23 protein-coding genes are annotated in these 23,201 nt (G+C 72.6%); 10 read left to right on the top strand and 13 right to left on the bottom strand.

Going from position 1 to position 23,201, the window contains the following annotated elements; all coding sequences use genetic code 11:
* Positions 1 to 55 precede the first annotated feature (55 nt).
* Positions 56 to 1,246 (bottom strand): geranylgeranyl reductase family protein, encoded by a 1,191-nt coding sequence (locus tag QMF80_RS10185; RefSeq protein WP_283451879.1) that lies wholly within the window; start codon positions 1,244 to 1,246, stop codon positions 56 to 58.
* A gap of 533 nt (positions 1,247 to 1,779) precedes the next feature.
* On the opposite strand from QMF80_RS10185, the gene QMF80_RS10180 reads away from it, so the two are divergent.
* Both QMF80_RS10180 and QMF80_RS10175 read left to right on the top strand, forming a co-directional pair.
* Entirely contained in the window at positions 1,780 to 3,144 is a 1,365-nt protein-coding gene (locus tag QMF80_RS10180; protein ID WP_283451773.1) for a dipeptidase, read from the top strand.
* A 109-nt stretch (positions 3,145 to 3,253) separates the two neighbouring features.
* Complete coding sequence (locus QMF80_RS10175; protein ID WP_283451771.1) at positions 3,254 to 4,039, top strand: MBL fold metallo-hydrolase; 786 nt, start codon at positions 3,254 to 3,256, stop codon at positions 4,037 to 4,039.
* Between the two features lie 3 nt (positions 4,040 to 4,042).
* Here the strand turns inward: QMF80_RS10175 and QMF80_RS10170 are convergent, their stop codons facing one another.
* Positions 4,043 to 5,056 carry an NUDIX hydrolase gene (locus tag QMF80_RS10170; RefSeq protein ID WP_283451769.1) on the bottom strand — a complete coding sequence of 338 codons (1,014 nt, stop codon included), beginning with the start codon at positions 5,054 to 5,056 and terminating at the stop codon, positions 4,043 to 4,045.
* A 212-nt stretch (positions 5,057 to 5,268) separates the two neighbouring features.
* On the opposite strand from QMF80_RS10170, the gene QMF80_RS10165 reads away from it, so the two are divergent.
* Positions 5,269 to 6,276 carry a LacI family DNA-binding transcriptional regulator gene (locus QMF80_RS10165; protein ID WP_283451877.1) on the top strand — a complete coding sequence of 336 codons (1,008 nt, stop codon included), beginning with the start codon at positions 5,269 to 5,271 and terminating at the stop codon, positions 6,274 to 6,276.
* Between the two features lie 98 nt (positions 6,277 to 6,374).
* Here QMF80_RS10165 and QMF80_RS10160 read toward each other — a convergent pair whose 3' ends face one another.
* The 5 genes from QMF80_RS10160 to QMF80_RS10140 all read right to left on the bottom strand — a co-directional run bounded on the left by QMF80_RS10160 (position 6,375) and on the right by QMF80_RS10140 (position 11,102).
* Complete coding sequence (locus QMF80_RS10160) at positions 6,375 to 7,667, bottom strand: DUF6986 family protein (RefSeq protein ID WP_283451767.1); 1,293 nt, start codon at positions 7,665 to 7,667, stop codon at positions 6,375 to 6,377.
* A 152-nt stretch (positions 7,668 to 7,819) separates the two neighbouring features.
* Positions 7,820 to 8,794 carry an electron transfer flavoprotein subunit alpha/FixB family protein gene (locus QMF80_RS10155; protein WP_283451764.1) on the bottom strand — a complete coding sequence of 325 codons (975 nt, stop codon included), beginning with the start codon at positions 8,792 to 8,794 and terminating at the stop codon, positions 7,820 to 7,822.
* Between the two features lie 70 nt (positions 8,795 to 8,864).
* Entirely contained in the window at positions 8,865 to 9,650 is a 786-nt protein-coding gene (locus QMF80_RS10150) for an electron transfer flavoprotein subunit beta/FixA family protein (RefSeq protein ID WP_283451762.1), read from the bottom strand.
* A 201-nt stretch (positions 9,651 to 9,851) separates the two neighbouring features.
* On the bottom strand, positions 9,852 to 10,490 hold the full coding sequence (locus QMF80_RS10145) for a flavin reductase family protein (protein ID WP_502962815.1): 639 nt from the start codon (positions 10,488 to 10,490) through the stop codon (positions 9,852 to 9,854).
* Positions 10,491 to 10,733: 243 nt separating this feature from the next.
* Positions 10,734 to 11,102, bottom strand: coding sequence for a thioredoxin family protein (locus QMF80_RS10140; RefSeq protein ID WP_502962812.1), 369 nt, complete (start codon positions 11,100 to 11,102; stop codon positions 10,734 to 10,736).
* 210 nt (positions 11,103 to 11,312) lie between these two features.
* Here QMF80_RS10140 and QMF80_RS10135 point away from each other — a divergent pair, with 210 nt between their 5' ends.
* On the top strand, positions 11,313 to 12,035 hold the full coding sequence (locus tag QMF80_RS10135; protein WP_283451758.1) for a lysophospholipid acyltransferase family protein: 723 nt from the start codon (positions 11,313 to 11,315) through the stop codon (positions 12,033 to 12,035).
* Positions 12,036 to 12,184: 149 nt separating this feature from the next.
* Complete coding sequence (locus QMF80_RS10130; protein WP_283451755.1) at positions 12,185 to 13,402, top strand: MFS transporter; 1,218 nt, start codon at positions 12,185 to 12,187, stop codon at positions 13,400 to 13,402.
* A 7-nt stretch (positions 13,403 to 13,409) separates the two neighbouring features.
* On the opposite strand, the gene QMF80_RS10125 is transcribed toward QMF80_RS10130, so the two are convergent.
* From QMF80_RS10125 to lipP1, 5 genes are all read right to left on the bottom strand, one after another.
* Entirely contained in the window at positions 13,410 to 14,018 is a 609-nt protein-coding gene (locus QMF80_RS10125; RefSeq protein WP_283451754.1) for a transglutaminase domain-containing protein, read from the bottom strand.
* Between the two features lie 77 nt (positions 14,019 to 14,095).
* On the bottom strand, positions 14,096 to 15,157 hold the full coding sequence (locus QMF80_RS10120; RefSeq protein ID WP_283451874.1) for a threonine aldolase family protein: 1,062 nt from the start codon (positions 15,155 to 15,157) through the stop codon (positions 14,096 to 14,098).
* Entirely contained in the window at positions 15,154 to 15,912 is a 759-nt protein-coding gene (locus QMF80_RS10115) for an SDR family oxidoreductase (RefSeq protein WP_283451752.1), read from the bottom strand. Before QMF80_RS10115 ends, QMF80_RS10120 begins: the two co-directional genes overlap by 4 nt.
* 26 nt (positions 15,913 to 15,938) lie before the next feature.
* Complete coding sequence (locus QMF80_RS10110) at positions 15,939 to 17,351, bottom strand: DUF6421 family protein (RefSeq protein WP_283451749.1); 1,413 nt, start codon at positions 17,349 to 17,351, stop codon at positions 15,939 to 15,941.
* Between the two features lie 81 nt (positions 17,352 to 17,432).
* Complete coding sequence (lipP1, locus tag QMF80_RS10105; RefSeq protein WP_283451747.1) at positions 17,433 to 18,431, bottom strand: LipP1 family hormone-sensitive lipase; 999 nt, start codon at positions 18,429 to 18,431, stop codon at positions 17,433 to 17,435.
* Between the two features lie 221 nt (positions 18,432 to 18,652).
* On the opposite strand from lipP1, the gene QMF80_RS10100 reads away from it, so the two are divergent.
* Positions 18,653 to 19,318, top strand: coding sequence for an HAD family hydrolase (locus QMF80_RS10100; protein ID WP_283451745.1), 666 nt, complete (start codon positions 18,653 to 18,655; stop codon positions 19,316 to 19,318).
* Here the strand turns inward: QMF80_RS10100 and QMF80_RS10095 are convergent.
* Positions 19,299 to 20,522, bottom strand: a complete 1,224-nt coding sequence (locus QMF80_RS10095) for an NsdA family TPR-like regulatory protein (protein WP_283451743.1) — start codon at positions 20,520 to 20,522, stop codon at positions 19,299 to 19,301. The two genes, QMF80_RS10100 and QMF80_RS10095, sit on opposite strands and share 20 nt — an antisense overlap.
* 191 nt (positions 20,523 to 20,713) lie before the next feature.
* Here QMF80_RS10095 and QMF80_RS10090 point away from each other — a divergent pair, with 191 nt between their 5' ends.
* The 4 genes from QMF80_RS10090 to QMF80_RS10070 all read left to right on the top strand — a co-directional run bounded on the left by QMF80_RS10090 (position 20,714) and on the right by QMF80_RS10070 (position 23,132).
* Complete coding sequence (locus tag QMF80_RS10090; protein WP_283451742.1) at positions 20,714 to 20,944, top strand: hypothetical protein; 231 nt, start codon at positions 20,714 to 20,716, stop codon at positions 20,942 to 20,944.
* Positions 20,941 to 21,114, top strand: a complete 174-nt coding sequence (locus tag QMF80_RS10085; protein ID WP_283451887.1) for a hypothetical protein — start codon at positions 20,941 to 20,943, stop codon at positions 21,112 to 21,114. Before QMF80_RS10090 ends, QMF80_RS10085 begins: the two co-directional genes overlap by 4 nt.
* A gap of 501 nt (positions 21,115 to 21,615) precedes the next feature.
* Positions 21,616 to 22,266: a PadR family transcriptional regulator gene (locus tag QMF80_RS10075; protein WP_283451740.1), complete on the top strand. Its 651-nt coding sequence runs from the start codon at positions 21,616 to 21,618 to the stop codon at positions 22,264 to 22,266.
* 182 nt (positions 22,267 to 22,448) lie between these two features.
* Entirely contained in the window at positions 22,449 to 23,132 is a 684-nt protein-coding gene (locus QMF80_RS10070; RefSeq protein WP_283451738.1) for a glycerophosphodiester phosphodiesterase, read from the top strand.
* Positions 23,133 to 23,201: the final 69 nt, after the last annotated feature.

Genomic DNA, 23,201 nt, shown 5'->3' with positions numbered 1-23,201 from the left:
TGCCGGAGCGGCGCTACCACCGCCGCTACCACCGCCACCGCCGCCGCTCCGGTGGCTACGCCCGCCCGCGCTCCCGCTCCCGCGCTTCCCTGCGGTCCAGCGCGTGCAGCGCCTTCCCGGCAATCGGGTAGGTCCGCACCAGGTCGGCCAGCGTGGTCGACCCCCGGGTGATCCGGGCGAAGGCCCGCCAAGCGGGCCCGAATCCGATGAGCACGGCGTGCAGGACGCGCGGCCGGGACTCGAACAGGGTCAGCATCCGCTTGCCGACCCCCATCTCCACACCGAGCCCGGCCTTGACGGCGAAGGCGTAGTTCAGCGCCTGGCGCCGCGCGTCCACCGCGTCCGGCGCCTCGGAGATCTTCACTGCCCACTCCCCCGCGAGCCGCCCCGAGCGCAGCGCGAAGGAGATGCCTTCCCGGGTCCACGGCTCCAGCAGTCCCGCCGCGTCGCCCGCCACCAGCACCCGGCCGCGCGACAGCGGCGACTGGGGCGTCCGACAGCGGGTCAAGTGACCTGAGGACAGGGAGGGTTCGAAACCCGCCAGGCCCAGCCGCGCGACGAAGTCCTCCAAGTAGCGCTTGGTCGCGGCGCCGTCACCCTTGGCCGAGATGACGCCGACGGTGAGGGTGTCGCCCTTGGGGAAGACCCAGCCGTAACTGCCGGGCAGCGGGCCCCAGTCGATCAGTACGCGGCCCTTCCAGTCCTCGGCGACCGTCGGCGGGACCGGGATCTCCACTTCGAGTCCCAGGTCCACCTGGTCCATCTCGACCCCGACGTGGGCCCCGATCCGGCTCGCGCTGCCGTCCGCGCCGATCACCGCGCGGCCCAGGACGGTCTCCCCGTCGCTCAGCACCACGGCCACCGTGCGCCGGTCGGGCACCGCCGGACCGTGCTGCTCGACGCGCGAAACGGCCGTACCGGTGCGCACGGTGGCGCCCGCCTTCTCCGCCTCGGCGACCAGCCCGGCATCGAACTCGGACCGGTTGACCAGCCCGAACAGCATGCTCCTGGAGCGCCGGGTGCGGGTCATCTTCCCGTTCATCGAGAAGGTGACCGCATGGATGCGGTCCTGCAACGGCAGCACGAAGCCGGGCGGCAGCGCGTCGCGCGAGGGGCCGATGATCCCGCCGCCGCACGTCTTGTACCGGGGAAGTTCGGCCTTCTCCAGCAGCAGCACCCGGCGCCCGGCGGCCGCCGCCGCGTGCGCGGCCGAGGCTCCGGCCGGGCCCGCGCCGACCACGATCACGTCCCAGACCTCGTCCGCGGCCCGGGCCCCTTCGGCGTCCGTCTCCTCCTCGGGGTCCCGCGCCCCGCCGAGGTCCCGCGCCTCGTCCGCGAGGCGGGCGCCGTCCGCGTCCGTCACCCCGTCCCTGTCCGTCACCCCGTCCGCGTCCCTCACGCCCTTCGCGTCCGTCACCCCGTCCCCGTCCCCGTCCGAGGTTCCCTCGGCGCCGGTCACCTCCGCCACTTCGTCCGCCCCCTGCACGTCCTGCCCCGCGTCGGCCGCGCCCCGCGCGCCCTCCGCGTCGCCCGCATTGCCCGCATTGCCCGCGCCGTGTACGTCGTCGCTGCTCACGATGTGCTGCTGCTCCTGATCACGCGTTGGTCCCGATGGTTCGGAGGTCCCGATGGTTCGGAGGTCCCGTTGCCGGGGAAATCCTACGGCGCGAGTCCGGCTCACCCCGCTGTGGGAGGATCGGACCCGCATGCGCCGTAACCCGGCGTACGCCACGTCACCCGTACACGTACCAGAACGTCGCACCCAAAAGGAGCGTGCCCATGCCGACCGATCCGATCGTCGGAACCATCGCCTCGCTGATGCCCCGCGCCAAGCAGGAGCTGGCGGAGCTGGTGGCCTTCCAGTCGGTTGCGGACTGGGCCCAGTTCCCCAAGAGCGAGAGCGAAGCCGCCGCGAACTGGGTGGCCGACGCACTGCGCACCGAGGGTTTCCAGGACGTGGCCCTCCTCGACACCCCTGACGGCACCCAGTCGGTGTACGGCTTCCTGCCCGGTCCCGCGGGTGCCCCGACCGTCCTGCTGTACGCGCACTACGACGTCCAGCCGCCGCTCGACGACGCCGCCTGGATCTCTCCTGCCTTCGAACTGACCGAGCGCGACGGCCGCTGGTACGGGCGCGGCGCGGCGGACTGCAAGGGCGGGTTCATCATGCACCTGCTCGCACTGCGCGCGCTGAAAGCCAACGGCGGCGTGCCGGTATCCGTCAAGGTGATCGTCGAGGGTTCCGAGGAGCAGGGCACCGGCGGCCTCCAGCAGTACGCCGAGGCGCACCCGGAGCTGCTCGTCGCGGACACCATCGTCATCGGTGACGCGGGCAACTTCCGCCTCGGCCTGCCGACCGTGACCGCGACCCTGCGCGGGATGACGCTGCTCAAGGCCACGGTGAACACCCTTGGCGGGAACCTGCACTCGGGGATGTTCGGCGGCGCCGCCCCCGACGCGCTGGCCGCGCTGATCCGGGTCCTGGACTCGCTGCGGGCGGCCGACGGTTCGACCACCGTGGACGGGCTCGCCTCCGACGCGGTGTGGGAGGGCCTGCAGTACCCGGAGGCGGACTTCCGCGCCGACGCGAGGGTGCTGGACGGGGTCGAGCTGATCGGCGACGGCACGGTCGCGGACCGGCTGTGGGCCCGTCCCGCCGTCACCGTCCTCGGCATCGACTGCCCGCCCGTCGTGGGCGCCACGCCGTCGGTGCACGCGAGCGCGGGCGCGTTGATCAGCCTGCGGGTGCCGCCGGGCGTGGACGTCACCGAGGCGATCAAGCTGCTGGAGGCGCACTTGGTGGCGCACACCCCGTGGCAGGCCCGTCTGGAGCTCGAAGTCGTCGGCCAGGGACAGCCGTTCCAGGCGAACACCGACAGCCCGGCGTACGCGTCGATGCGGGCGGCCATGAAGGTGGCGTACCCCGGCCAGGAGATGCAGATCAGCGGCATGGGCGGATCGATTCCGCTGTGCAACACGCTGACCACGCTCTACCCGGAGGCCGAGATGCTGCTGATCGGCCTGAGCGAGCCCGAGGCGCAGATCCACGCGGTCAACGAGAGCGTCTCCCCGGAGGAGCTGGAGCGGCTCTCGGTGACCGAGGCGCTGTTCCTGGTCAACTACGCGGAGTCGAAGCGGGGCTGAGGCCGCGCGCGGCACCGGTTGTCCGCCCAGGGCGCACTGCGCTCTGGGCGGAGTCCGCCGAGGGTGAAGCCGCGCCTTTCCGGGGCGCGGTGGAGCGTACGTTCGCGCCATGAACCCCTCGGACCCCGTGGCCCCGGCGACCCCGGCGCCCCCCTCGGACCCGCACTTCCTCGACCTCGGCCTCGGCCTCGACCTCCTGGAAGTCGTACCGCAGCGGCTGTACGTGCTCCGCTATCCCATCGGCCAGGCCTACCTGTGGCGCGACGGCGGGGCGCTGACCCTGATCGACTCGGGGCCGGCCGGCTCCGCCGCCGGGATCGAAGAGGCGATCCGCTCCCTCGGGCTGCGCCCCGAACGGCTGGAGCGGATCGTGCTGACCCACTGCCACCGCGACCACGTCGGCGGCGCGGGTGAGCTGGCCGCCCGCTGGGGCGCGTCGGTGGTGGCGCACCGCCTCGACGCCCCGGTGGTCCGCGGCGAGCTGCCGGTGCCGGAGCCGGCGCTCCTGGACTGGGAGATCCCGCTGTACGAGCGCGGCCTCACCCTCCCGGAGGCGCCCCCCACCCGGGTGGACCGGGAGGTGGAGGACGGCGACGCGCTGGGCTTCGGGGACGGGGCGTACGTCGTGCACGTGCCCGGCCACACCGACGGCAGCATCGCCGTGCACCTCCCGCGCCACGGCGTGCTGTTCACGGGGGACGCGGTCGCGTCGGTGGGGCAGGTGATGCTCGGGGTGTTCAACGTGGACCGGGAGCGCGCTCTGGAGTCCTTCCGGCGGCTGGCGTCGCTCGCTCCGTCGGTGGCCTGCTTCGGGCACGGCGATCCGGTCACCGAGGACACCGCGGCCGCTGTGAAGACGGCCGCGGAGCAGGCCTCCGGGCAGGTCGCCGGCTGAGCTTCAGGGAGTGCCGACCGGAACTCCCGCCTCCAGGTTGAGCACGGTCGCCCGTTCCCGTGCGCGCAGGGCCCAGCGGAGCCGTTCGAAACGATTCTGCGGGAGCAGCCCCGCCGCCTGCGCCTCGGTAACGAACCGCCAGGCCCGCAGCTCCGGCCCCGGCAGCCGGACGCGCGCCGCCGCCTCGGGCGGGAGCAGGCCTCCGTCGAAGATCAGCCGCAGCCCTCCGTAGGCCGGGGCGCAGGGCGGTTCCCAGTCGATGACCAGGAGCCCGGGCGGCTGGTCCAGTACGACGCCCAGCTCCTCGGCGACCTCCCGCACCCCCGCCCGGGCGGGCGGCTCCCCCGGCTCGACCACCCCGCCCGGGAACTCCCAGCCGGGTTTGTACGTCGGATCCACCAGGAGCACCCGGTCCTGCTCGTCGAAGAGGAGCACTCCGGCGGCGACCGTCTCGGCGGTGGGTTCCGGGGTCTGCACGATGTCGCACACCGCGACGGCTTCGGAGCGCAGCGCCTCGGCGATCCGGCGCGCGGTCTCGTGGGGCGTCAGGGTGCTGTTGTCGATGACGTGCGCGTCGGCGGAGAGCCAGCCGAGGGCCTGCCGGTAGGGCGCGATGTGCGCGTACGCCCGGTCCCGGGCTTCGGCGCGGTGGGCGATCCGCTGTCGCAGGATCGTTTCCTCTGGGGCGAGCAGCACGTGCCGGACCGGGATCCGGCGAGCGGCGAGAGCGCCGAAGATCTCATCGCGGTACTCCTGGCGCAGCAGGGTCATGGGCACCACGAGCACCCCGCCCACCTCGGCGAGCAGGGCGGCTGCGGTGTCCACGACGAGGCGGCGCCAGCTCGGCAGGTCCTGGTAGTCGCCGACCTCGTCGCGCCGCTTGCCGGGCAGCAGGAGCCGGAGGGCTCCTGCGACGATCTCGGGGTCGTAGAGGGTGCTGTCCGCCAGGAGCCCGGTCAGTTCACGGGCCGTGCTGGTCTTCCCGGCCCCGCAGGTGCCGTTGATCCAGACAATCACGATTACCCCTCTTCCCACGACTGCCGCGGCTCGTCCGAACCTCCAGTGGCTTGCCCGCACCAGCCCGTCGCGGAAACCCGGTAATCGGCAGAGGTGCTTATCCTCGAGGTCAGCGCGCCGCACCCGGCGCGACCACTTGAGACACCGGAGGTTTTCCCACCGTGCCGCACTCCCGCCGTTCGCCCGAGCCCCGCTACGGTCGGCGGCCGACGATGAAGGACGTGGCGGCCCGGGCCGGGGTGGGCCTCAAGACGGTCTCCCGCGTGGTCAACGACGAGCCCGGGGTCACCCCCGACACCGAGAAGCGCGTCCAGGACGCCATCGAGGAGCTGGGGTTCCGGCGCAACGACAGCGCGCGGGTGCTCCGCAAGGGCCGTACGGCGACGGTCGGTCTGGTCCTGGAGGACCTCGCCGACCCGTTCTACGGTCCGCTGAACCGGGCGGTCGAGGAGGTCGCCCGGGCCAACGGCGCGCTGTTGATCAACGGCTCCAGCGCCGAGGACCCGGACCGGGAGCGGGAGTTGGCGCTCGCCCTGTGCGCGCGCCGGGTGGACGGGCTGATCGTGATCCCGTCCGGCGACGACCACCGCTACCTGGAGCCGGAGATCCTGGCCGGGATGGCGACGGTGTTCGTGGACCGCCCCGCGGGCCGGATCGACGCGGACGTGGTCCTCTCGGACAGCTTCGGCGGCGCCCGCGCGGGGGTGGCCCACCTGATCGCGCACGGCCACCGCCGGATCGGCTTCATCGGTGATCATCGCCGCATCCACACGGCCACGGAGCGGCTGCGCGGGTACCGCGCGGCGATGGCCGGGGCCGGGCTGGCGGCGGACGGGGCCTGGGAGTCCCTCGGCTCCACCTCTCCGGAACGGGTCGCGGCGGCGGTCACGGCCATGCTGACGGGCCCGGACCCGGTCACCGCCGTCTTCGCGGGAAACAACCGGGTGACGGTGACGGTGGTACGGGTCCTGGCGGCCGCCGCCGCTTCGGGCGCGCGGACGGTGGCCTTGGTCGGCTTCGACGACTTCGAACTCGCCGACCTGCTCAGTCCCGCCGTCACGGTGGTGGCCCAGGATCCGGCGGCGCTGGGCCGGGTGGCCACCGAGCGGCTCTTCCAGCGCCTGTCGGGAGCGGACCTGCCGCCCGCCCGCATCGAACTCCCCACCCGCCTGATCGCCCGCGGCTCGGGCGAGATCCGCCCGGCCCCCGTCACCGGCTGAGGCCGCGCGGCACGGGCTACCCCGCCGCGCGCGGTGTGCGGGGGGAACGCGACGGGGCCCGGCCGGAGGGTTCCGGCCGGGCCCCGTCGACGGGCGGCTCAGTCGTGCAGGGTCGCCGAGCGGCGCGGGATCGCGAAGGCGTCCAGCTCGGCGCGGCTCAGGCCGGTGAGAGTGGTGACCTCGTCCGCGCCGACGGCGCCGCAGTCGAGGCCGCGGACCAGGTATCCGGCCAGGGCCTTGGCGGTGGCGGGCTCGTCCATCACGTCGCCCTCGATCTTGGCGACGTACGCCTTCAGACGCGCGGCGGCCGCTTCGAGGCCCTCGCGGTAGAAGGTGAAGACGGCCGCGTAGCGGGTCGGCAGGTGCGCCGGGTGCATGTCCCAGCCCTGGTAGTAGGCGCGGGCCAGGGCGCGGCGGGTGAGGCCGTAGTGCAGCTTCCAGGCCTCGTGGACGTGCTCGGTGGTGCCGATCGGCAGCACGTTGGTCGAGCCGTCCGAGACGCGTACGCCGGTTCCGGCGGCCGCGACCTGCATGATCGCCTTGGCGTGGTCGGCGGCCGGGTGGTCGCTGGACTGGTAGGCGGCCGAGACGCCCACGCAGGCGCTGTAGTCGAAGGTGCCGTAGTGCAGGCCGGTGGCGCGGCCCTTGGCGGCCCCGATCATCCGGGCCACGGTGGCGGTGCCGTCGGAGGCGACGATGGACTGGCTGGTCTCGATCTGGATCTCGAAGCCGATCCGGCCCGGGCGCAGGCCGCGGGTGGTCTCGAAGGCCTCCAGCAGCTCGACGAAGGCGCTGACCTGCTCGGCGTACGTCACCTTGGGCAGGGTCAGGACGAGGCCGTCCGGGAGGCCGCCGTGCTCCAGCAGGCCGGAGAGGAAGATGTCCGTGGTGCGGATGCCGCGGTCGCGGACGTTGGACTCCATGCACTTCATGCGGATGCCCATGTACGGCGCGTTGGTGCCGTTGGAGAAGGCCTCCGAGACGAGGCGGGCGGCGCGGGCCGCGGCCTGGTCCTCCTCCTCGTCGGAGCGGACGCCGAAGCCGTCCTCGAAGTCGACGCGGAGGTCCTCGATCGGCTCGGAGGCCAGCTTGGCGCGCACGCGGTCGTAGACCGGGACCGCCAGTTCGTCGCTGATGCCGAGCACCTTGGCGAAGGTGGCCGCGTCCGGCGCGTGCTCGTCGAGGGACGCGAGGGCCTGGTCACCCCAGGAGCGGATGGTGTCCGGGGCGAAGGCGTCGCCGGGGACGTAGACCGTGTGGATGGGCTGGCGGGTGCCGGGGTCGCCCGGGTAGTGGCGGGCGAGTTCCGCGTCCACCGGCTTGAGGGAGGCGCTGATGCCCTCGCTGACCGCACCTGCGAGGCTTGTCGCCACCTTCTCCTGCTGACCCATCGTGCACTCTCCTCTTTTCCGCTACACGGAAGCATTGATCCGCATAGCAGAATTTAGTCAGCGCATTCCGCTCCGTCAATGGTTGCCGGAAACACCGCGGGGCCGCGTGGTGAGAGTCACCACGCGGCCCCGGGTCACGCTATCGACGCAGGTCAGCCCTTTCGGGCCTGGATCGCGTCGGTCAGCTGCGGGACGACCGCGAAGAGGTCGCCGACCACGCCGTAGTCGACCAGGTCGAAGATCGGAGCCTCGGAGTCCTTGTTGATGGCCACGATGGTCTTCGAGGTCTGCATGCCCGCGCGGTGCTGGATCGCGCCCGAGATGCCGGAGGCGATGTACAGCTGCGGGGAGACCGACTTGCCGGTCTGGCCGACCTGGTTGGAGTGCGGGTACCAGCCCGCGTCCACGGCGGCGCGGGAGGCGCCGACGGCTGCACCGAGCGAGTCGGCGAGCGACTCGATGATGTGGAAGTTCTCGGCGCCGTTGACGCCGCGGCCGCCGGAGACCACGATCGCGGCCTCGGTCAGCTCGGGGCGGCCGGTCGACTCGCGCGGGGTGCGGGAGACGACCTTGGTGCCGGTGGCCAGCGCGCCGAAGGTGACGGCGAGCGCCTCGACGGCGCCCGCGGCCGGGGCGGCCTCGACCGGAGCCGAGTTCGGCTTGACGGTGATGACCGGGGTGCCCTTGGAGACACGGGACTTGGTGGTGAAGGAAGCGGCGAACGCGGACTGCGTCGCGACCGGACCCTCGTCACCCGCCTCCAGGTCGATGGCGTCCGTGATGATGCCGGAGCCGATGCGGACGGCGAGGCGGGCCGCGATCTCCTTGCCCTCGGCGGAGGACGGGATGAGCACGGCGGCCAGGGAGCCCGCGGCGGACACGGCGTCGTAGGCGGCCTGGAGCGCGTCCACCTTCGGTACGACGAGGTACTCGGTGAACTCGGGGGCGTCGGCGGTGAGGACCTTGACCGCGCCGTGCTCGGCGAGCACGGCGGCGGTGTCGGCGGCGCCGGCGCCCAGGGCGACGGCGACGGGCTCGCCGAGGCGGCGGGCCAGCGTCAGCAGTTCGAGGGTGGGCTTGCGGACGGCGCCGTCCACGTGGTCGACGTAGACGAGGACTTCAGCCATGGGGATGCTCCTGCGAAAGCGAAGTAGTCGGGGGAGGTGGGGCGTGACCGTGCCGTGACGGCCGAAGCTCTTAGATGAACTTCTGGCCGACCAGGAACTCGGCCAGCTGCTTGCCGCCCTCGCCCTCGTCCTTGACGATCGTGCCCGCGGTGCGGGCCGGGCGCTGCGCCGCGGAGTCGACCGCGGTCCAGGAGCCCTCGAGGCCGACCTCGTCCGCCTCGAGCTCCAGGTCGGACAGGTCCCAGGCCTCGACCGGCTTCTTCTTGGCGGCCATGATGCCCTTGAAGGACGGGTAGCGGGCCTCGCTCGACTGGTCCGTCACGGACACGACGGCGGGCAGGGAGGCTTCGAGCTGCTCGCTCGCGGTGTCGCCGTCGCGGCGGCCCTTGACGGTGCCGTCCTCGACCTTGACCTCGGAGAGCAGGGTGACCTGCGGGACGCCCAGGCGCTCGGCCAGGATCGCCGGGAGGACGGCCATGGTGCCGTCGGTCGAGGCCATGCCGGTGATGACCAGGTCGTAACCGGCCTTCTCGATCGCCTTGGCGAGGACCAGCGAGGTGCCCATGACGTCGGTGCCGTGCAGGTCGTCGTCCTCGACGTGGATCGCCTTGTCGGCGCCCATGGACAGCGCCTTGCGCAGGGCGTCCTTGGCGTCCTCCGGGCCCACCGTCAGCACGGTGATCTCCGCGTCGTCGGCCTCGCCGGCGATCTGCAGCGCCTGCTCGACGGCGTACTCGTCGAGTTCCGACAGCAGGCCGTCGACGTCGTCGCGGTCGACGGTCAGGTCATCGGCGAAGTGCCGGTCGCCGGTGGCGTCGGGCACGTACTTCACACAGACAACGATCCTCAAGCTCACGCCGGCTCTCCTACTGCATCGTCTTTTCTGGTGCTGCCTTGATGCAGGCAGCATAGGCGCCTTGTCGGCCCGGTCCCGGTCGGGGCGGCCCGCGCTCCGAAGGGAATGTTACTCGTCAGTACATCCTGGGTCCCACTCGGTTGCAAGGCCGGTGAACTGTGACCTTGCCAACGCCGGACCGACCCCCCCAGCAGGGACGATTCAGTCGCGCAACGCGTTGAAGCGACCCTGGTGGTACAGCAGGGGGCGACCGTCCCCGGCCGGGTCCCCGACAACCGCCTCCGCGATGATCACCCGGTGCTCCCCCGCCGGGACCCGGGCCACGATCCGGCAGACCAGCCAGGCCAGTACGCCGTCCAGGACCGGGACCCCGTGCGGCCCCGCCGCCCAGTCGGTGGCCGGGCCGAAGCGGTCGGCGCCACTCCGGGCGAACAGCCCGGCCGTGTCCTTCTGGTGCTCGCCGAGTATGTGCACCCCGACGTGCTCGGAGTCGCGTATCGCGGGCCAGCTGGACGACCCGGTACCGATGGTGAACGAGAGCAGCGGAGGGTCGGCGGAGACGGAGTTGAGCGAGGTGGCGGTGAAGCCCGCGGGGCGGCCGTCGCTCTCGGCGGTGATCACCGCGACCCCGGCGGCGTGCTGCCGGAAGACGGAGCGCAGGAGCTCGGGCGATCCGGGGAGGGCGCTCCCGCCGGAGGCCGGGCCGGTCGTACCGGAGGCGGGGCCGGTCGCGGGGTCCGCGGGCCGACTCGCGTCGCCGGAGGCCGGCCCCGCGGTGGCGTCGGCGGGGGCCGGGGTGGCGTCAGCGGCGGTATGTGCGGTCGGCGCCGTCGTCGTCATCGTCATCGGAGGGTCTCTTCCTTCTGCCGCGTCGTCTGCGTCGGCCGTGCGGCCGGGCGGGGGTGGGGTGATCAGTGGCCCCGACAGCGCGCGCTCGCGTACCGGACCAGGTCCACCGGGACCCGTCCGTAGAGCAGGAGTTCGTACCGCATGGCGCCAGCCTGGCGATCTCTGGCGCACGGCGTCAAGCCGCTGCCGCCAGATGTCGGGCGCGTCACGCTGCGTGGGGGCGCACGCACCGGTTCACACCGCCGCGCCGAGGGCCGCGATCACATCGGCCTTGCGCGGCATCCCGGTGGCCCGCCGCACGGTCCGCCCGGCGGAGTCCAGGACCAGCACGGTCGGGGTCTTCTCGATGCCCAGCTCGCGTACCAGGTCGAGGCGCTCCTCCGCGTCGATCTCGATGTGCGTGACTCCCTCGACCATGCCCGCGACCTCGGCGAGGATCCGGCGGGTGGCCCGGCAGGGCTGGCAGAACGCGCTGGAGAACTGGACCAGGGTCGCCCGCTCCCCCGGCTCGGCGCCCAGCTCCGCCCGTCCCAGCGGGCGCTCGGGCCCCCTCTTCCCCGGTTGTCCCACGGCCCGCCCCTCGCCCTGGTCCCGCACGCGCACTCCCGTCGCCGTCGCTCGTCCGTCCCTACGGTGATCCGAGCGCGCCCGCGGCGCGCCGCATTCCCGGCGTGACAAGAATCTCGCCTGGTGGGGGCATCTGGACTGGCCACCGGGGCAGGTTTGGGGCACGATCCCCATGGCCACGTACCTACGATGGCGTAACTTCCGGCCGGGAGTACCTCCCCAGGCAGAAAGCGGGGTCTCCCCACGATGGCTGAGCTCGTCTACCCCCCGGTGATCGGCGCGGCGCACACGCTGTTCAAGGCGCTGGACGTCCGTATCGACATGAAGGGCACCGAGAACATCCCGCGCAAGGGCGGCGCGGTGCTGGTCTCCAACCACGTCGGCTACCTCGACTTCATCTTCGCCGGGCTGACGGCCCGCCCGTCCAAGCGGCTGGTCCGCTTCATGGCGAAGGAGTCGGTCTTCCGGCACAAGGTGTCGGGGCCGCTGATGCGCGCGATGAAGCACATCCCGGTGGACCGCAAGCAGGGCGAGGACGCCTACCAGCTGGCCCTCGACTCCCTGCGCGGCGGCGAGATCATCGGGGTGTTCCCCGAGGCGACGATCTCCCAGTCCTTCACGCTGAAGAGCTTCAAGTCCGGCGCGGCGCGGATGGCGCAGGAGGCCGGGGTCCCGCTGATCCCGGTGGCACTGTGGGGCACCCAGCGGATGTGGACCAAGGGCCACCCGAAGGACCTCAAGCGCAGCCACATCCCGGTGACCATGCGGGTCGGCGAGCCGATGGAGGCGCCCGGCGACCAGTACGCCGGTGCCATCACCCGGCGGCTGCGCGAGCGCGTCCAGGAGCTGCTGGAGGCCGCGCAGCGCGCGTACCCGACGAAGCCGAAGGGCACCGAGGACTCCTGGTGGCTGCCCGCCCACCTCGGCGGTACCGCGCCCACTCCGGCGCAGGTCCGCGAAGCGGGCTGATCCCGCGGCGCGAAGCGGGCTGATCCCGGGCGGCGGAGCGGGCTGACCCCGGGTCGGCCCCGGGTCGGCCCAGGCGGTCCTTCGGGGCCGTCTCGACCCCCTCTCCACCCGTGCGGGAGTACCGTCTCGACCCGGGGGTGGGTGGTCATATGCGTGGATTCAAGCGTTACCTGGCCGCGGCGCTGGCCGGGCGGTTCGCCTCCGAGGGGATGGGGATCGCGCTGGTGCTGCTGGCCCTGGAGCGGACCGGACGCGCCTCGGACGGCGCGTTCGTGCTGACCGCCTGGCTGGCCCCGCACGTGCTGGCCGCCCCGCTCGCGGGAGCCGTCGCCGCCCGGACCGCGCGGCCCCGGCTGCTGCACGCGGGCGCGCTCGCGGGTTTCGCGCTCGCCGTGGCGGCTCTGTCGGTGCTGGTGGGGCGCGCGCCGCTGCCCGTGGTGATCGCGGTGGCGGTGGCGGGCGGCGGCTGCGGGCCGATGGTGACGGGCGGGCTGTCCAGTCTGGTGGCCACGCTGGTCCCGGCGGGCGCCGGGCGCGACCAGGCGTACGCGTGGGACGCGGCGACCTACAACGCGGCCGGGGTGACCGCCCCGGCGGTGGTGAGCCTGATCGCCGCGCTGGGTTCGGCGGGCCCGGCGATGGCCGTGCTGGCCTGTTCGGGCGCGCTGGCCGCCGTACTGGCCGCCCTGCTTCCGTACGAGGACCAGCGCACCCGCCCGCGCGCCGCGGGGCCCCGGCCCGGCGCGGGCGGCGGGTTCGCCGCGCTGTGGCGGGTCCGTGAACTCCGGGCGGTCACCGCCTCCACCACCCTGGCCTTCGTCGGCCTCGGCGCGCTGAGCACCACCTCGGTCCTGCTGACGAGGAGCCTCGGAGCGCCCGGCGCCGGGGGCGCGCTGATGACGGCCTTCGCGGTGGGCGCGCTGAGCGGGTCGCTGCTGCTGGCCCGGCGCCGGGCGGCGGGGCGGGCGGGCGACCCCGGGCGGCTGGCCCGGTGGTCGCTGGCCGGGACCGGCGTGGCACTGGCCGGGGCCGCCTTCGCACCGACGGTGCCGCTGGCCGTGGGCTGCTTCGCGCTGGCCGGGCTGTGCGACGGGCCGCTGCTGACCGCGACGCTGCGGATCCGGGCCGAACACGCGCCGGAGGCGGTCCGGGCCCAGGTGTTCACACTGGGCGCCGGGCTCAAGATCACTGCGGCGGCGGCCGGAGCCGCCCTGGTGGGCCTGGCGGCGGCGCGGCCGCCCTGGACGCTGCTCCTCGGCATCGCCGCCCTCCAGCTCGCGGCGGCGGCCCTGCACCGGCTGACCACGGGCCCCCGCGCCCCCGCCGCCCCGTCCACGACGGCCCCCGCACCGCGTCAGGATGCCTGACGCGGCACTAGGACGCCGGGACCGCCGTCGGCAGCGACCGCATCAGGGCGGCCCGGTCCGGGGCGGTGCGCAGGGCTTCGAGCACCGGCTCCGGCGGGGCGGCGTACAGGACGGGGTGGTCGATCTCACCGAGCTCCGGGCGTACGGGGAAGGCAAGTCGCTCGGTGTCCAGCGAGAACCGTGCGTCGACACCGGGCTTGTTGCCGCGCGGGTCCAGCCGGGACCAGCCGGCGCGGCCCGGCAGCCGGAGGGCGATCAGGCCGTGGATCACCGGGTGGGAGCCGTCGTCCTCGGTGAGGAGCTGGTAGCAGAGGGCGGCCGGGATCGCGCGGGCGCGCAGCAGGGCGGCGAGCGCGTGGGACTTGGCATAGCAGATGCCCGTGCGCTGGCCCAGGACGTCGGAGGCCCGCCAGGTGACGCGGGGGTCGCCGGCGTCGTTCGAGTGCGGAACGGTGTCGCGGACGAACTCGAAGGCGGCCTGGGCGTATGAATATGCGTCGCCGGTGTCGGCCCAGAGGGTGTCTGCGGTCTGCTGGACCAGTGGGTGGCCGTGGTCGATGACGTCATCGGCCGCAAGATAGGGGGCGAGCCCTGGATGTTCCTGGATGAGTTCCATGATCGGGAGCATAGGTATACCCCACTCGGTAAGTCTATAGCTTTACGGAGTGGGGTATACCTATGCAGCCAGGGGTTCTACCGGGCCAGTTCTTCCTTCAGGGCCTGGAGGAAGGCGTCCACATCGTCCTCCTGGGTGTCGAACCCGCACATCCAGCGCACGTCGCCCGCCGTCTCGTCCCAGAAATAGAACCGGAAACGCTTCTGCAGCCTGCGCGTGACCTCGTGCGGCAGCCGGGCGAACACCGCGTTCGCCTGCACCGGATAGAGGATCTTGACGCCTTCCAGCTCCCGCACGCCGGCCGCGAGCCGCTGCGCCATCGCGTTGGAGTGCTGGGCATTGCGCAGCCACAGGTCCTTCGCTAGCAGCGCTTCCAGCTGCACCGAGACGAACCGCATCTTGGAGGCCAGCTGCATCGACATCTTGCGGATGTGCTTCATCTGCCGGACCGCGTCCGGGTTGAGGACCACGATGGCCTCGCCGAAGAGCATGCCGTTCTTCGTGCCGCCGTACGAGAGCACGTCGACGCCCGCCGCGTTGGTGAACGTACGCATCGGCACGTCCAGCGAGGCGGCCGCGTTGGATATCCGGGCGCCGTCGAGGTGCACCTTCATCCCCAGCGCGTGCGCGTGCTCGCAGATCGCCCGGATCTCGTCCGGGGTGTAGACCGTGCCCAGCTCGGTGTTCTGGGTGATCGACACGACCTGCGGCATCGCCCGGTGCTCGTCCTCCCAGCCCCAGGCCTGCCGGTCGATCAGCTCGGGGGTGAGCTTGCCGTCCGGCGTGGCCACGGTGAGCAGCTTGAGGCCCGCCATCCGCTCGGGGGCGCCGCCCTCGTCGACATTGATGTGCGCCGTCTCGGCGCAGACCACCGCGCCCCAGCGGTCGGTCAGGGCCTGCAGGGCGGTCACATTGGCGCCGGTGCCGTTGAAGACCGGGTAGGCCTCGGCGTAGGGGCCGAAGTGGCTGCGGATGACCTTCTGCAGGTGCTCGGTGTACTCGTCGTCGCCGTAGGCCACCTGATGGCCGCCGTTGGCGAGGGCGATCGCCGCCATGACCTCGGGGTGCGCTCCCGCGTAGTTGTCGCTCGCGAAGCCGCGCACCGCCGGGTCGTGGTGCCTGCGGGCGTCGGTCCTCAGGGTTGCGGGGTCAGCCACAGACGCTGTCCGTTCACTTCCGGGGCGGGCCGCTCCCACACGCTGGTGATGGCCTCGGCCAGCTCCTTGACGTCGGTGAAGCCCGCGAACTTCGCAGTGGGTCGCTCGGCGCGCATCGCGTCGTGCACCAGTGCCTTGATGACCAGGATCGCAGCCGCGGCGCCCGGGCCGTCCTCGCCTCCCGCCTTGCGGAAGGAGTCGGCGAGCGCCAGGGTCCACGCCTCGGCCGCCGCCTTGCCCGCGTTGTACGCGGCATTGTTGGCGACCGGCTTGTGCGCGCCGGACTGGCTCACCAGTACGTAGCGGCCGCGGTCGCTGCGCAGCAGGCCGTCGTGGAAGGCGAGCGAGGTGTGCTGCACCGTGCGGATGAGGAGCTTCTCCAGGAAGTCCCAGTCCGCGAGGTCCGTCTCGGTGAAGGACGTGCTGCCGCGCCAGCCGCCGACGAGGTGGACCACCCCGTCGACCGAACCGAACTCCTTCTCGGTCCTGGCCGCCCACTCCTTGGTGGCGTTCAGGTCGAGCAGGTCCACGGTGTCGCCGGTGACGGTGGCGCCGCCGTGGGCGTACCGGGCGGCGTCCACGGCTTCCGCCAGGCGCGCCGGGTCCGCGTCGGCCGCTATCACCGTGGCGCCCGCCTCGGCGAGCCTGATCAGGGTGGCGCGGCCCGCGGGCCCGCCCGCCCCGGCCACCGCCACGACCGCTCCGCTGAGCTTGCCGTTCCCGTTCGAGCTGTTCATCTGTGCTGCCTCCTCCGCGCGAGCGCTCACGCGGCGACCCGCTGTTCCTGCCGGTCCTCGGCGTTCAGGGCGGTGATCCCCTTCGTCGAGGCGATGACGCCCTTGAGCTTCTTGGCGAGGGCCTCGTAGAACATGCTGAGGGGGAACTCGTCCGGAAGCACGTCGTCCACGAGCTTGCGGGGCGGCTGCGACAGGTCCAGGGCGTCGGGGCCCTTGGCCCAGCGCGATCCCGGGTGCGGAGCCAGGTAGGTGGCGACCAGCTCGTAGGCCTTGAACCAGTGAACCAGCTTCGGCCGGTCGATGCCCGCCCGGTAGAGGTCCTCGATCTCGGCGCACAGCTGGTTGGTGACCTGCGGGGCGCGCATCCAGTCGATCTTCAGCTTGTTGTCCGTCCAGCGCACGACGTCGTGCTTGTGGAGGTACGCGAAGAGCAGCTGGCCGCCGAGGCCGTCGTAGTTGCGGTTGCGGTCGCCGGAGACCGGGAAGCGGAACATCCGGTCGAAGAGGACGGCGTACTGCACGTCACGGCCGTGTTCGTTGCCCTCGGACTCCAGCTTCACGGCCTCCTTGAAGGCGGTGAGGTCGCAGCGCAGCTCTTCCAGGCCGTACATCCAGAACGGCTGGCGCTGCTTGATCATGAAGGGGTCGAACGGCAGGTCGCCGTGGCTGTGGGTGCGGTCGTGGACCATGTCCCACAGCACGAACGCCTTCTCGCAGCGCTCCTGGTCGGTGACCATGGCGGCGATGTCGGAGGGCAGGTCGATGCCGAGGATGTCCACGGAGGCCTCGGTGACCTTGCGGAAGCGCGCGGCCTCGCGGTCGCAGAAGATGCCGCCCCAGGAGAAGCGCTCGGGAGCCTCGCGCACGGCGATGGTCTCCGGGAAGAGCACGGCGGAGTGGGTGTCGTAGCCCGCGGTGAAGTCCTCGAAGGTGATGCCGAGGAAGAGCGGATTGTCGTACCGGGTGCGCTCCAGCTCGGCGAGCCACTCGGGCCACACCATCTTCAGCGCGACGGCCTCGAAGTTGCGGTCCGGGTTGCCGTTCTGCGTGTACATCGGAAAGACCACGAGGTGCTGCAGTCCGTCGGCGCGCTCGGCGGCCGGGCGGAAGGCGAGCAGCGAGTCGAGGAAGTCCGGCACCCGGAAGCCGTCCGCGACCCACTTGCGCAGGTCGCCGACGAGGGCGCGGTGGTAGTCCACGGCGTGCGGCAGCAGGGGCGACAGCTGCCCGACGGCGTCGGCCATCCGGGCCACGACGGCCTCGGCCTCGGCGGGGGCGGGCGCGCCCGCGGCCTCGAAGTCGATCGAACCGTCCTTGGCCTGCCAGGGGCGGATCTCCTCCACGGCGGCCTTGAGCTGGGGCCACGCCGGGTGGTCCACCACCCGCGCACCGGCGGCTATCGCAGCGCCGACCGGACCCGGCACAAGAGTTTCCGTCATGTCACTTCCTCCACAGGAGAACCTCACGTCTGGACAGCGTAAGCGCGTGAGACTCTCCTACTCAAGAGGAAAAGCCGGAAATTATCCTGCGCGACCCCCATCTGCGCCGCAATTCTTCCCGCTGGAGGCCGTCCGTGCGATCGCTTCGCCTACGCCGTCCAGGGCAGCGCGGGCCGCGGGCAGCAGCCCCGACAGCCCCAGGAATCCGTGGAACATCCCCGGATGATGGTCCTCGCGCGCGCTCGTGCCCGCCTCGCGCAGGGCGCGGACGTACGCCGACCCGTCGTCGCACAGCGGATCGCAGCCCGCGGTGACCACATGGGCGGGCGGCAGCCCCGCGAGGTCCGCCCGCAGGGGTGAGGCCAGCGGATCGGCGCCGTCCCCGTCGGGGCCCAGGTACTGCTCCCAGAACCAGCGCATGTGCGCGGCGGTCAGGAAGTACCCCTCGGCGTTGCGCCGGGCGGAGGCGCTGTCCTGGGCGGCGTCCAGCGCGGGGTAGACCAGCGCCTGGAGGGCGACCGCCGGTCCCCCGCGCTCCCGGGCCAGCAGCGCCGACGCGGCGGCGAGGTTGCCGCCCGCGCTGTCCCCGGCGACGACGAGGGCCCCGGGGTCGCCACCGAGGTCCGCCAGGTGCTCCGCGGCCCAGCACAGGGCGGCGTAGGCGTCGAGCACGGGTCCGGGGAACCGGGCCTCCGGGGCCCGGCGGTAGTCGACGGACACGATGACCGCGCCGGAGACCCGGCACAGTTCCCGCACGGTGGTGTCGTGGGTGTCGAGGTCGCACAGCACCCAGCCCCCGCCGTGGCAGAACACCACGGTCGGCCGGGCCCCGGGCCACTGCCGCGGATCGGGCCGGTACACGCGCACGGGCAGCGGCGGGGTCCCGGCGGGCCCGGGCACCTCGCGGTCCTCGACGGAACCGACGGCGGGCGGATCGACCGGCGGCGCGGGGGCGGCCGCCATGATCCGGCGTGCGGAACCAGCGTCGGTGACCCGGCCGCCCAGATCGGGGAAGGCCGCGGTCATCAGGTCGACGAGGGGACGGGCACCGGGGTCGAGCCGGTCGGGGCTGGGCAACACGGGGACTACCTCCACGGGTGAGCGGGAGCGGGCCGGGCGCGGAGCCCGCGCGGACAAGGGGCCCTCATACCCCCCGGAAGGAGAGGTTGACCTTCTCACCCCCCTGCCGGAGCGTTTCCGGACACGCCTGCGAACTGGGGTGTTGCAACGACCACTGGAGCGGAAGCTACGGGCGGGAGGGGCGCTTTCGTGCCTCCGGGCCTGGTCGATACGCTGCGGCCATGACGATTCGCGCTGTGGTTTTCGACGTGGGCGAGTGCCTCGTGGACGAGACCCGGGAGTACGGCACGTGGGCGGACTGGCTCGGCGTCCCGCGGCACACGTTCGCGGCGATGTTCGGCGCGGTCGTGGCGCAGGGCCGCGACTACCGCGAGGTGTTCCAGGAGTTCCGGCCCGGCTTCGACCTCACCGAGCAGCGGGAGGCCCGCGCGGCCGCGGGCAAGCCGGAGCACTTCGACGAGTCCGACCTGTACCCCGACGTCCGGCCCGCCCTCGCTCGGCTCCGCGCGGACGGCCTGTGGCTGGGCATCGCCGGGAACCAGACGGTACGCGCCGGCGGCATTCTGCGAAGTCTGTTCACCAGCGACGTCGACCTGATCGGCACCTCCGACGACTGGGGTGCCAGCAAGCCCGATCAGCTGTTCTTCGACCGGGTCGCCGAGGTGACGCCCTTCAACCCCGCCGAGATCCTGTACGTCGGCGACCGCGTCGACAACGACCTGCGCCCCGGGGCCGCTGCGGGCATGCTCACCGCGCTGATTCGCCGCGGCCCGTGGGCCACGATCCAATGGGATACGGAAGAAGCGAAGAGGCTGCCGACCTTCAGGGTCGACAGCCTCTCCGAACTTCCGGCGCGGATCGCCGACTTCAATGCGCAAGGGCGCTGAGCGTCGCACCCCAGCTGTACAGCCGGTCGTCGAGGGCGCGGACGCAGGCCTCGTGCTGCCACGGCACGAGGTCGCGGCGTACGTCCTGGATCCGCGCCATCCCGGTGGCGTACCAGTGCGTCTCCAGTAGTTCGAGAGCGCGGACCGCGTAGTCGCACGCGGCCTCGGGCCGTCCGGCGGCGGCCTCGACTGCGGCGAGGTCCCCGAGGGTGACGGTGCGCTGCTTGTCCGCTTCGGCGGGCAGTGCACCGAGGACGCCCAGGAGCGTCTCGCGGGCCTGCGGCAGGTGCCCGGCTTTCAGCTGCGTGTTGCCCTTGAACGCGGCGAGCCTGACGGCCGAGAACCAGTCCATCCATTCGGGGCTCGCGTGCTCGTTGCCGGCCGTGAGGACGTCTTCGCCGTGGCTGATGAGGTTCAGGGCGGTACGCGTGTTGCCGCAGCGGGTCTCGCACTCGGCCTCGACCGCGTCGAGCCAGGCGAGGAACTCGGCGGACGCCGGGGCGCGGCGAGCGTAGGTACGGGCCATCACCATCCGCTCAGCGGCGGCCCGCTGGTCTCCCGCCCAGCCGGGGATGAACGCGGTGTGCGCAAGGACGGCCGCGCCGAGGAGCGGGTCGTCCGCCTCTCCGGCGGCGGAGAGCGCGCGCAGCCAGGTGTCTCGGGCCCGGGCGGGCTCGGACAGGTCGAAGAACTCCACCCGGCCGGCGAGCAGCCAGGACTCGGCGAGCGCAGCGGCGAGGGTGCGGCGGGGGGTGCCGCTCGTCGCGGGCAAGAGTGCGGTGCCGAGGACGGCGTGGGCGGTGACCGCGGGGTGGAGTGTTGCGGGTGCGACGGCCCAGTAGAGGCGCCTGTGCGAGCGGGTGACTGCGGCGTAGTCGTTGCCGGTGCTGGCGGGTTGGGCCGCGTTGCTGCCTTGCATGGGTGCGGCGGCCGGGGTGCGTAGGACGCGACCCGCGGTGTCGGGCGCGGGACCCGCGGCGAAGCCGAGTTCCTCGATCGTCGACACGTGGAGCAGGCTGATCAGTGCTCGCTGGCAGTCGGCGTACGGAAGCGGCGGGTTCGCGCCCTCGTAGCGGCGGATCTGTCGTGGGCTCACGTTGACGCCGAATCGGGCCCGCAGGGCATCCGAGAGGGCTTGTTGCGAGGTGAAGCCCGCGGCCTGCCGGGCCGCCTTGAAGCGCGTGTTGCTGGGCCCCTGGGCCATCCCAACCTCCTTGGTGCGTAAGGGATGTGGCCACTCTCCCAGGAAGTCCGCATAACGGCCACGTTTCACCCGGATCGCGCCCAGAAGGCCGCTTTCAGGACCTCATGAGGCCAAGAGAAGTCCTCGTCACCGGACCTCTGCGACGGCACGCTGGGCATCACCACCCGCAGTCGACGGCAAGGAGCACCGCCATGGAAGTCCGTGAGAGCGTGACCGACAACGGCTTCGGCCATATCGGTCACCCCCTCCTCCACCAGCAGGTCCGCGACCCCCGGACGGACCGCGAGGGCGAGCTGATGGCCGTGGTCCGGGAACCGATCGGGCGGGTGGCGGGGCGTCAGGAGTACGCCCGGACCGCGTACGTACGGGGCTCCGACGGGCGCGAGTTCACCGCCGCCCCGGACACGCTGGAGCGGGCGTGAACGCCGGGGCCGCCGGGGCCGCCGGGCAGCGTTGCCACCGCTGCGAGCTCATCATCAAGTCCGGCGGCCACAAGAACATCCGGCACTCCGCGCCGGACTCCCATCCGCCCATCTGGGAGCACGACATCCGCGACCCCTCATGTCGCCCCGCCCGAGAGCCCGCGTCGTGACGCGGCTCGGGTGGGAGGCCCGGCGCCGCGCACGGCAGGAGCAGGCGCGGTGAACGAGTGGCCGCGTCAACTCCGTACGTGCTGATCGCGTTCGGCATTCTCGCCGTCATCGTCATCGCCGCCCACTGAACCCTCGCCCCGGCCGCCATCGACGTACGAGAGGCACTCGGCGAGGTCGCTGGCTGGAATTCCAGGTCACGGCCTCGCGCACACCCCCTCCACCCTCTACCTTGTCGAAGGTCAACAACCCGTCGACCCATCCGCCGAGCAAAGCATTCGGGTGCGGACATGCGTGCGGACCACTCCAGCGCGTGGTGTTCGACGGCCCCTATCCGGCCGAATCCCGTCCGCTCGGCCGGCGCGGCCTGCTCCGCGCAGTCCCGGATGACCTGGTGCTCCCGTTCCACGGCCGGGTCGGCGAGCCGCGCTTCGAAGATCACGGAGAATGTCACGATGCCTCCAGGGTTGCGTCCCGTGCCCGGCCTCACTTCAATTCGGAATATGGCTAGTAGTCAGATTTCGAACAAGCAGGAGCCGGGACGCAGAGAGCCGGGGAAGCCGGGTCTCCCGGCGACCGCGTGGGCGGTGCTCGGACTGCTGTCCTTCCCCGGGGAGCGCACCGGGTACGAGCTGAAGAAGTGGGCCGACTCCTCCCTCCGCTTCTTCTACTGGTCGCCCGCGATCAGCCAGGTCTACGCCGAACTGCGCCGCCTGGAGGACCTCGGGTACGCCGCCTCCACCCGCTCCGGACCCGAGGAGGTCCGCGCCAAGCGGCGGTACGCCATCACGGAGGCGGGGCGCGCGGCCCTGACCGGCTGGGCCTCCGACACCGCGGAGGCGGGCCCTCCGGTGCTCAAGCACGGGCTGCTGTTGCGGGTGTGGCTGGGACACCTGGCCGAGCCGGAGCGGCTCCGGGCGCTGGTGGAGGAGCACGTGGAACGCACCCGGGGCGAGCTGGACTCCGTACGGGCGGCCCTGGAACGGGCCGGTGACGAGGCGGGGTGGGCCTTCCCCCGGCTGACCCTGCGCTGGAGCGAACGCCAGCACCTGGCCGAGCTGGAACTCGCCGGGGCGATGCTCGCGGACCTCGCGGCGCTGGAGGCTTCCGGGGGGCCCGGTCAAGGCGCTGGGGACGCGCCCACGGCAGGGTGACGCCGCGCCACCGCGCGCGCCGTGCACAACGCTTGGCGGGAACCGGCCGGGCGGTCCTGCCGGGGCGCCGCACGGGCGGTCCCAACGCACCGTCGGCGCACTAGCATGCGTCCTTCACCACGCGGACGGTCGGGACACCGCGACCGCGTGGGGGAGCCGCCGTCGACGGAAGCGAGAGAACCTTGACTTTCCTCACCATCGGTCACCGCGGAGTCATGGGTGTCGAACCGGAGAACACCCTGCGGTCGTTCGTCCGCGCACAGCGTTCCGGCATGGACGCCATCGCCCTGGATCTCCGGCTCAGCAAGGAGGGTGTCCTCGTCGTCCTGCACGACGCCGACGTGGACCGGACCACCGACGGCTCGGGGTCCGTCGCCGATCTGACCCTCGCGGAACTGCGCGGGCTCGATGCCGGGCACGGCGAGCGGGTCCCGGTCTTCGAGGAGGTGCTCGACGCGGTCGGCCTCCCGCTGCTGGCCTCGGTCCGCGACCAGGCGGCCGCCGGGGCACTGGCGCAGGTGCTGCTGCGCCGGGACCTGACCACCCGGGTCCTGGTCTCCTGCGGAGACGACGCGGTGCTCGCCGGGATCGCCGAGCTGGTGCCGGGAGTACGCACGGTGCTGAGCGCGAGCCGCCACGGCGGGGACCTCGTGGAACGGGCGCTGGCCGTCGGAGCGGAGGCCCTCAACCTCGACATCCGCCGCGTGACCCTGGAAACGGTGGAATCGGCGCACGCGGCCGGGCTGCGCGTGACGGGCTGGACGGTCAACACCCAGGAGCGGCTGAAGCTGGCGCGGGCGCTGGAACTGGACGGGGCCGTGACCGACCTCCCGGAGATCCGGCGTACGGGCCGTTTCACGGCCTGACCGGGATCCCGGACCGGCCGGACCCCGGCTCCGGCCGGTCCGGCCGCCGGTGCCGTTCGGGCATGGGCT

Source organism: Streptomyces sp. G-G2 (assembly GCF_030063135.1).
Classification (GTDB): domain Bacteria; phylum Actinomycetota; class Actinomycetes; order Streptomycetales; family Streptomycetaceae; genus Streptomyces.
Note: the sequence above shows the minus strand (reverse complement) of the source record. Positions and strands in the feature narration are given on the sequence as shown.

Coding starts and splice junctions, on each gene's coding strand:
- QMF80_RS10180 (WP_283451773.1), top strand. CDS start 1,780: ATGCCGACCGATCCGATCGTCGGAACCATCGCCTCGCTGATGCCCCGC.
- QMF80_RS10175 (WP_283451771.1), top strand. CDS start 3,254: ATGAACCCCTCGGACCCCGTGGCCCCGGCGACCCCGGCGCCCCCCTCG.
- QMF80_RS10165 (WP_283451877.1), top strand. CDS start 5,269: ATGAAGGACGTGGCGGCCCGGGCCGGGGTGGGCCTCAAGACGGTCTCC.
- QMF80_RS10160 (WP_283451767.1), bottom strand. CDS start 7,667: ATGGGTCAGCAGGAGAAGGTGGCGACAAGCCTCGCAGGTGCGGTCAGC.
- QMF80_RS10155 (WP_283451764.1), bottom strand. CDS start 8,794: ATGGCTGAAGTCCTCGTCTACGTCGACCACGTGGACGGCGCCGTCCGC.
- QMF80_RS10145 (WP_502962815.1), bottom strand. CDS start 10,490: ATGACGACGACGGCGCCGACCGCACATACCGCCGCTGACGCCACCCCG.
- QMF80_RS10135 (WP_283451758.1), top strand. CDS start 11,313: ATGGCTGAGCTCGTCTACCCCCCGGTGATCGGCGCGGCGCACACGCTG.
- QMF80_RS10130 (WP_283451755.1), top strand. CDS start 12,185: ATGCGTGGATTCAAGCGTTACCTGGCCGCGGCGCTGGCCGGGCGGTTC.
- QMF80_RS10125 (WP_283451754.1), bottom strand. CDS start 14,018: ATGGAACTCATCCAGGAACATCCAGGGCTCGCCCCCTATCTTGCGGCC.
- QMF80_RS10115 (WP_283451752.1), bottom strand. CDS start 15,912: ATGAACAGCTCGAACGGGAACGGCAAGCTCAGCGGAGCGGTCGTGGCG.
- QMF80_RS10110 (WP_283451749.1), bottom strand. CDS start 17,351: ATGACGGAAACTCTTGTGCCGGGTCCGGTCGGCGCTGCGATAGCCGCC.
- QMF80_RS10100 (WP_283451745.1), top strand. CDS start 18,653: ATGACGATTCGCGCTGTGGTTTTCGACGTGGGCGAGTGCCTCGTGGAC.
- QMF80_RS10095 (WP_283451743.1), bottom strand. CDS start 20,522: ATGGCCCAGGGGCCCAGCAACACGCGCTTCAAGGCGGCCCGGCAGGCC.
- QMF80_RS10090 (WP_283451742.1), top strand. CDS start 20,714: ATGGAAGTCCGTGAGAGCGTGACCGACAACGGCTTCGGCCATATCGGT.
- QMF80_RS10075 (WP_283451740.1), top strand. CDS start 21,616: ATGGCTAGTAGTCAGATTTCGAACAAGCAGGAGCCGGGACGCAGAGAG.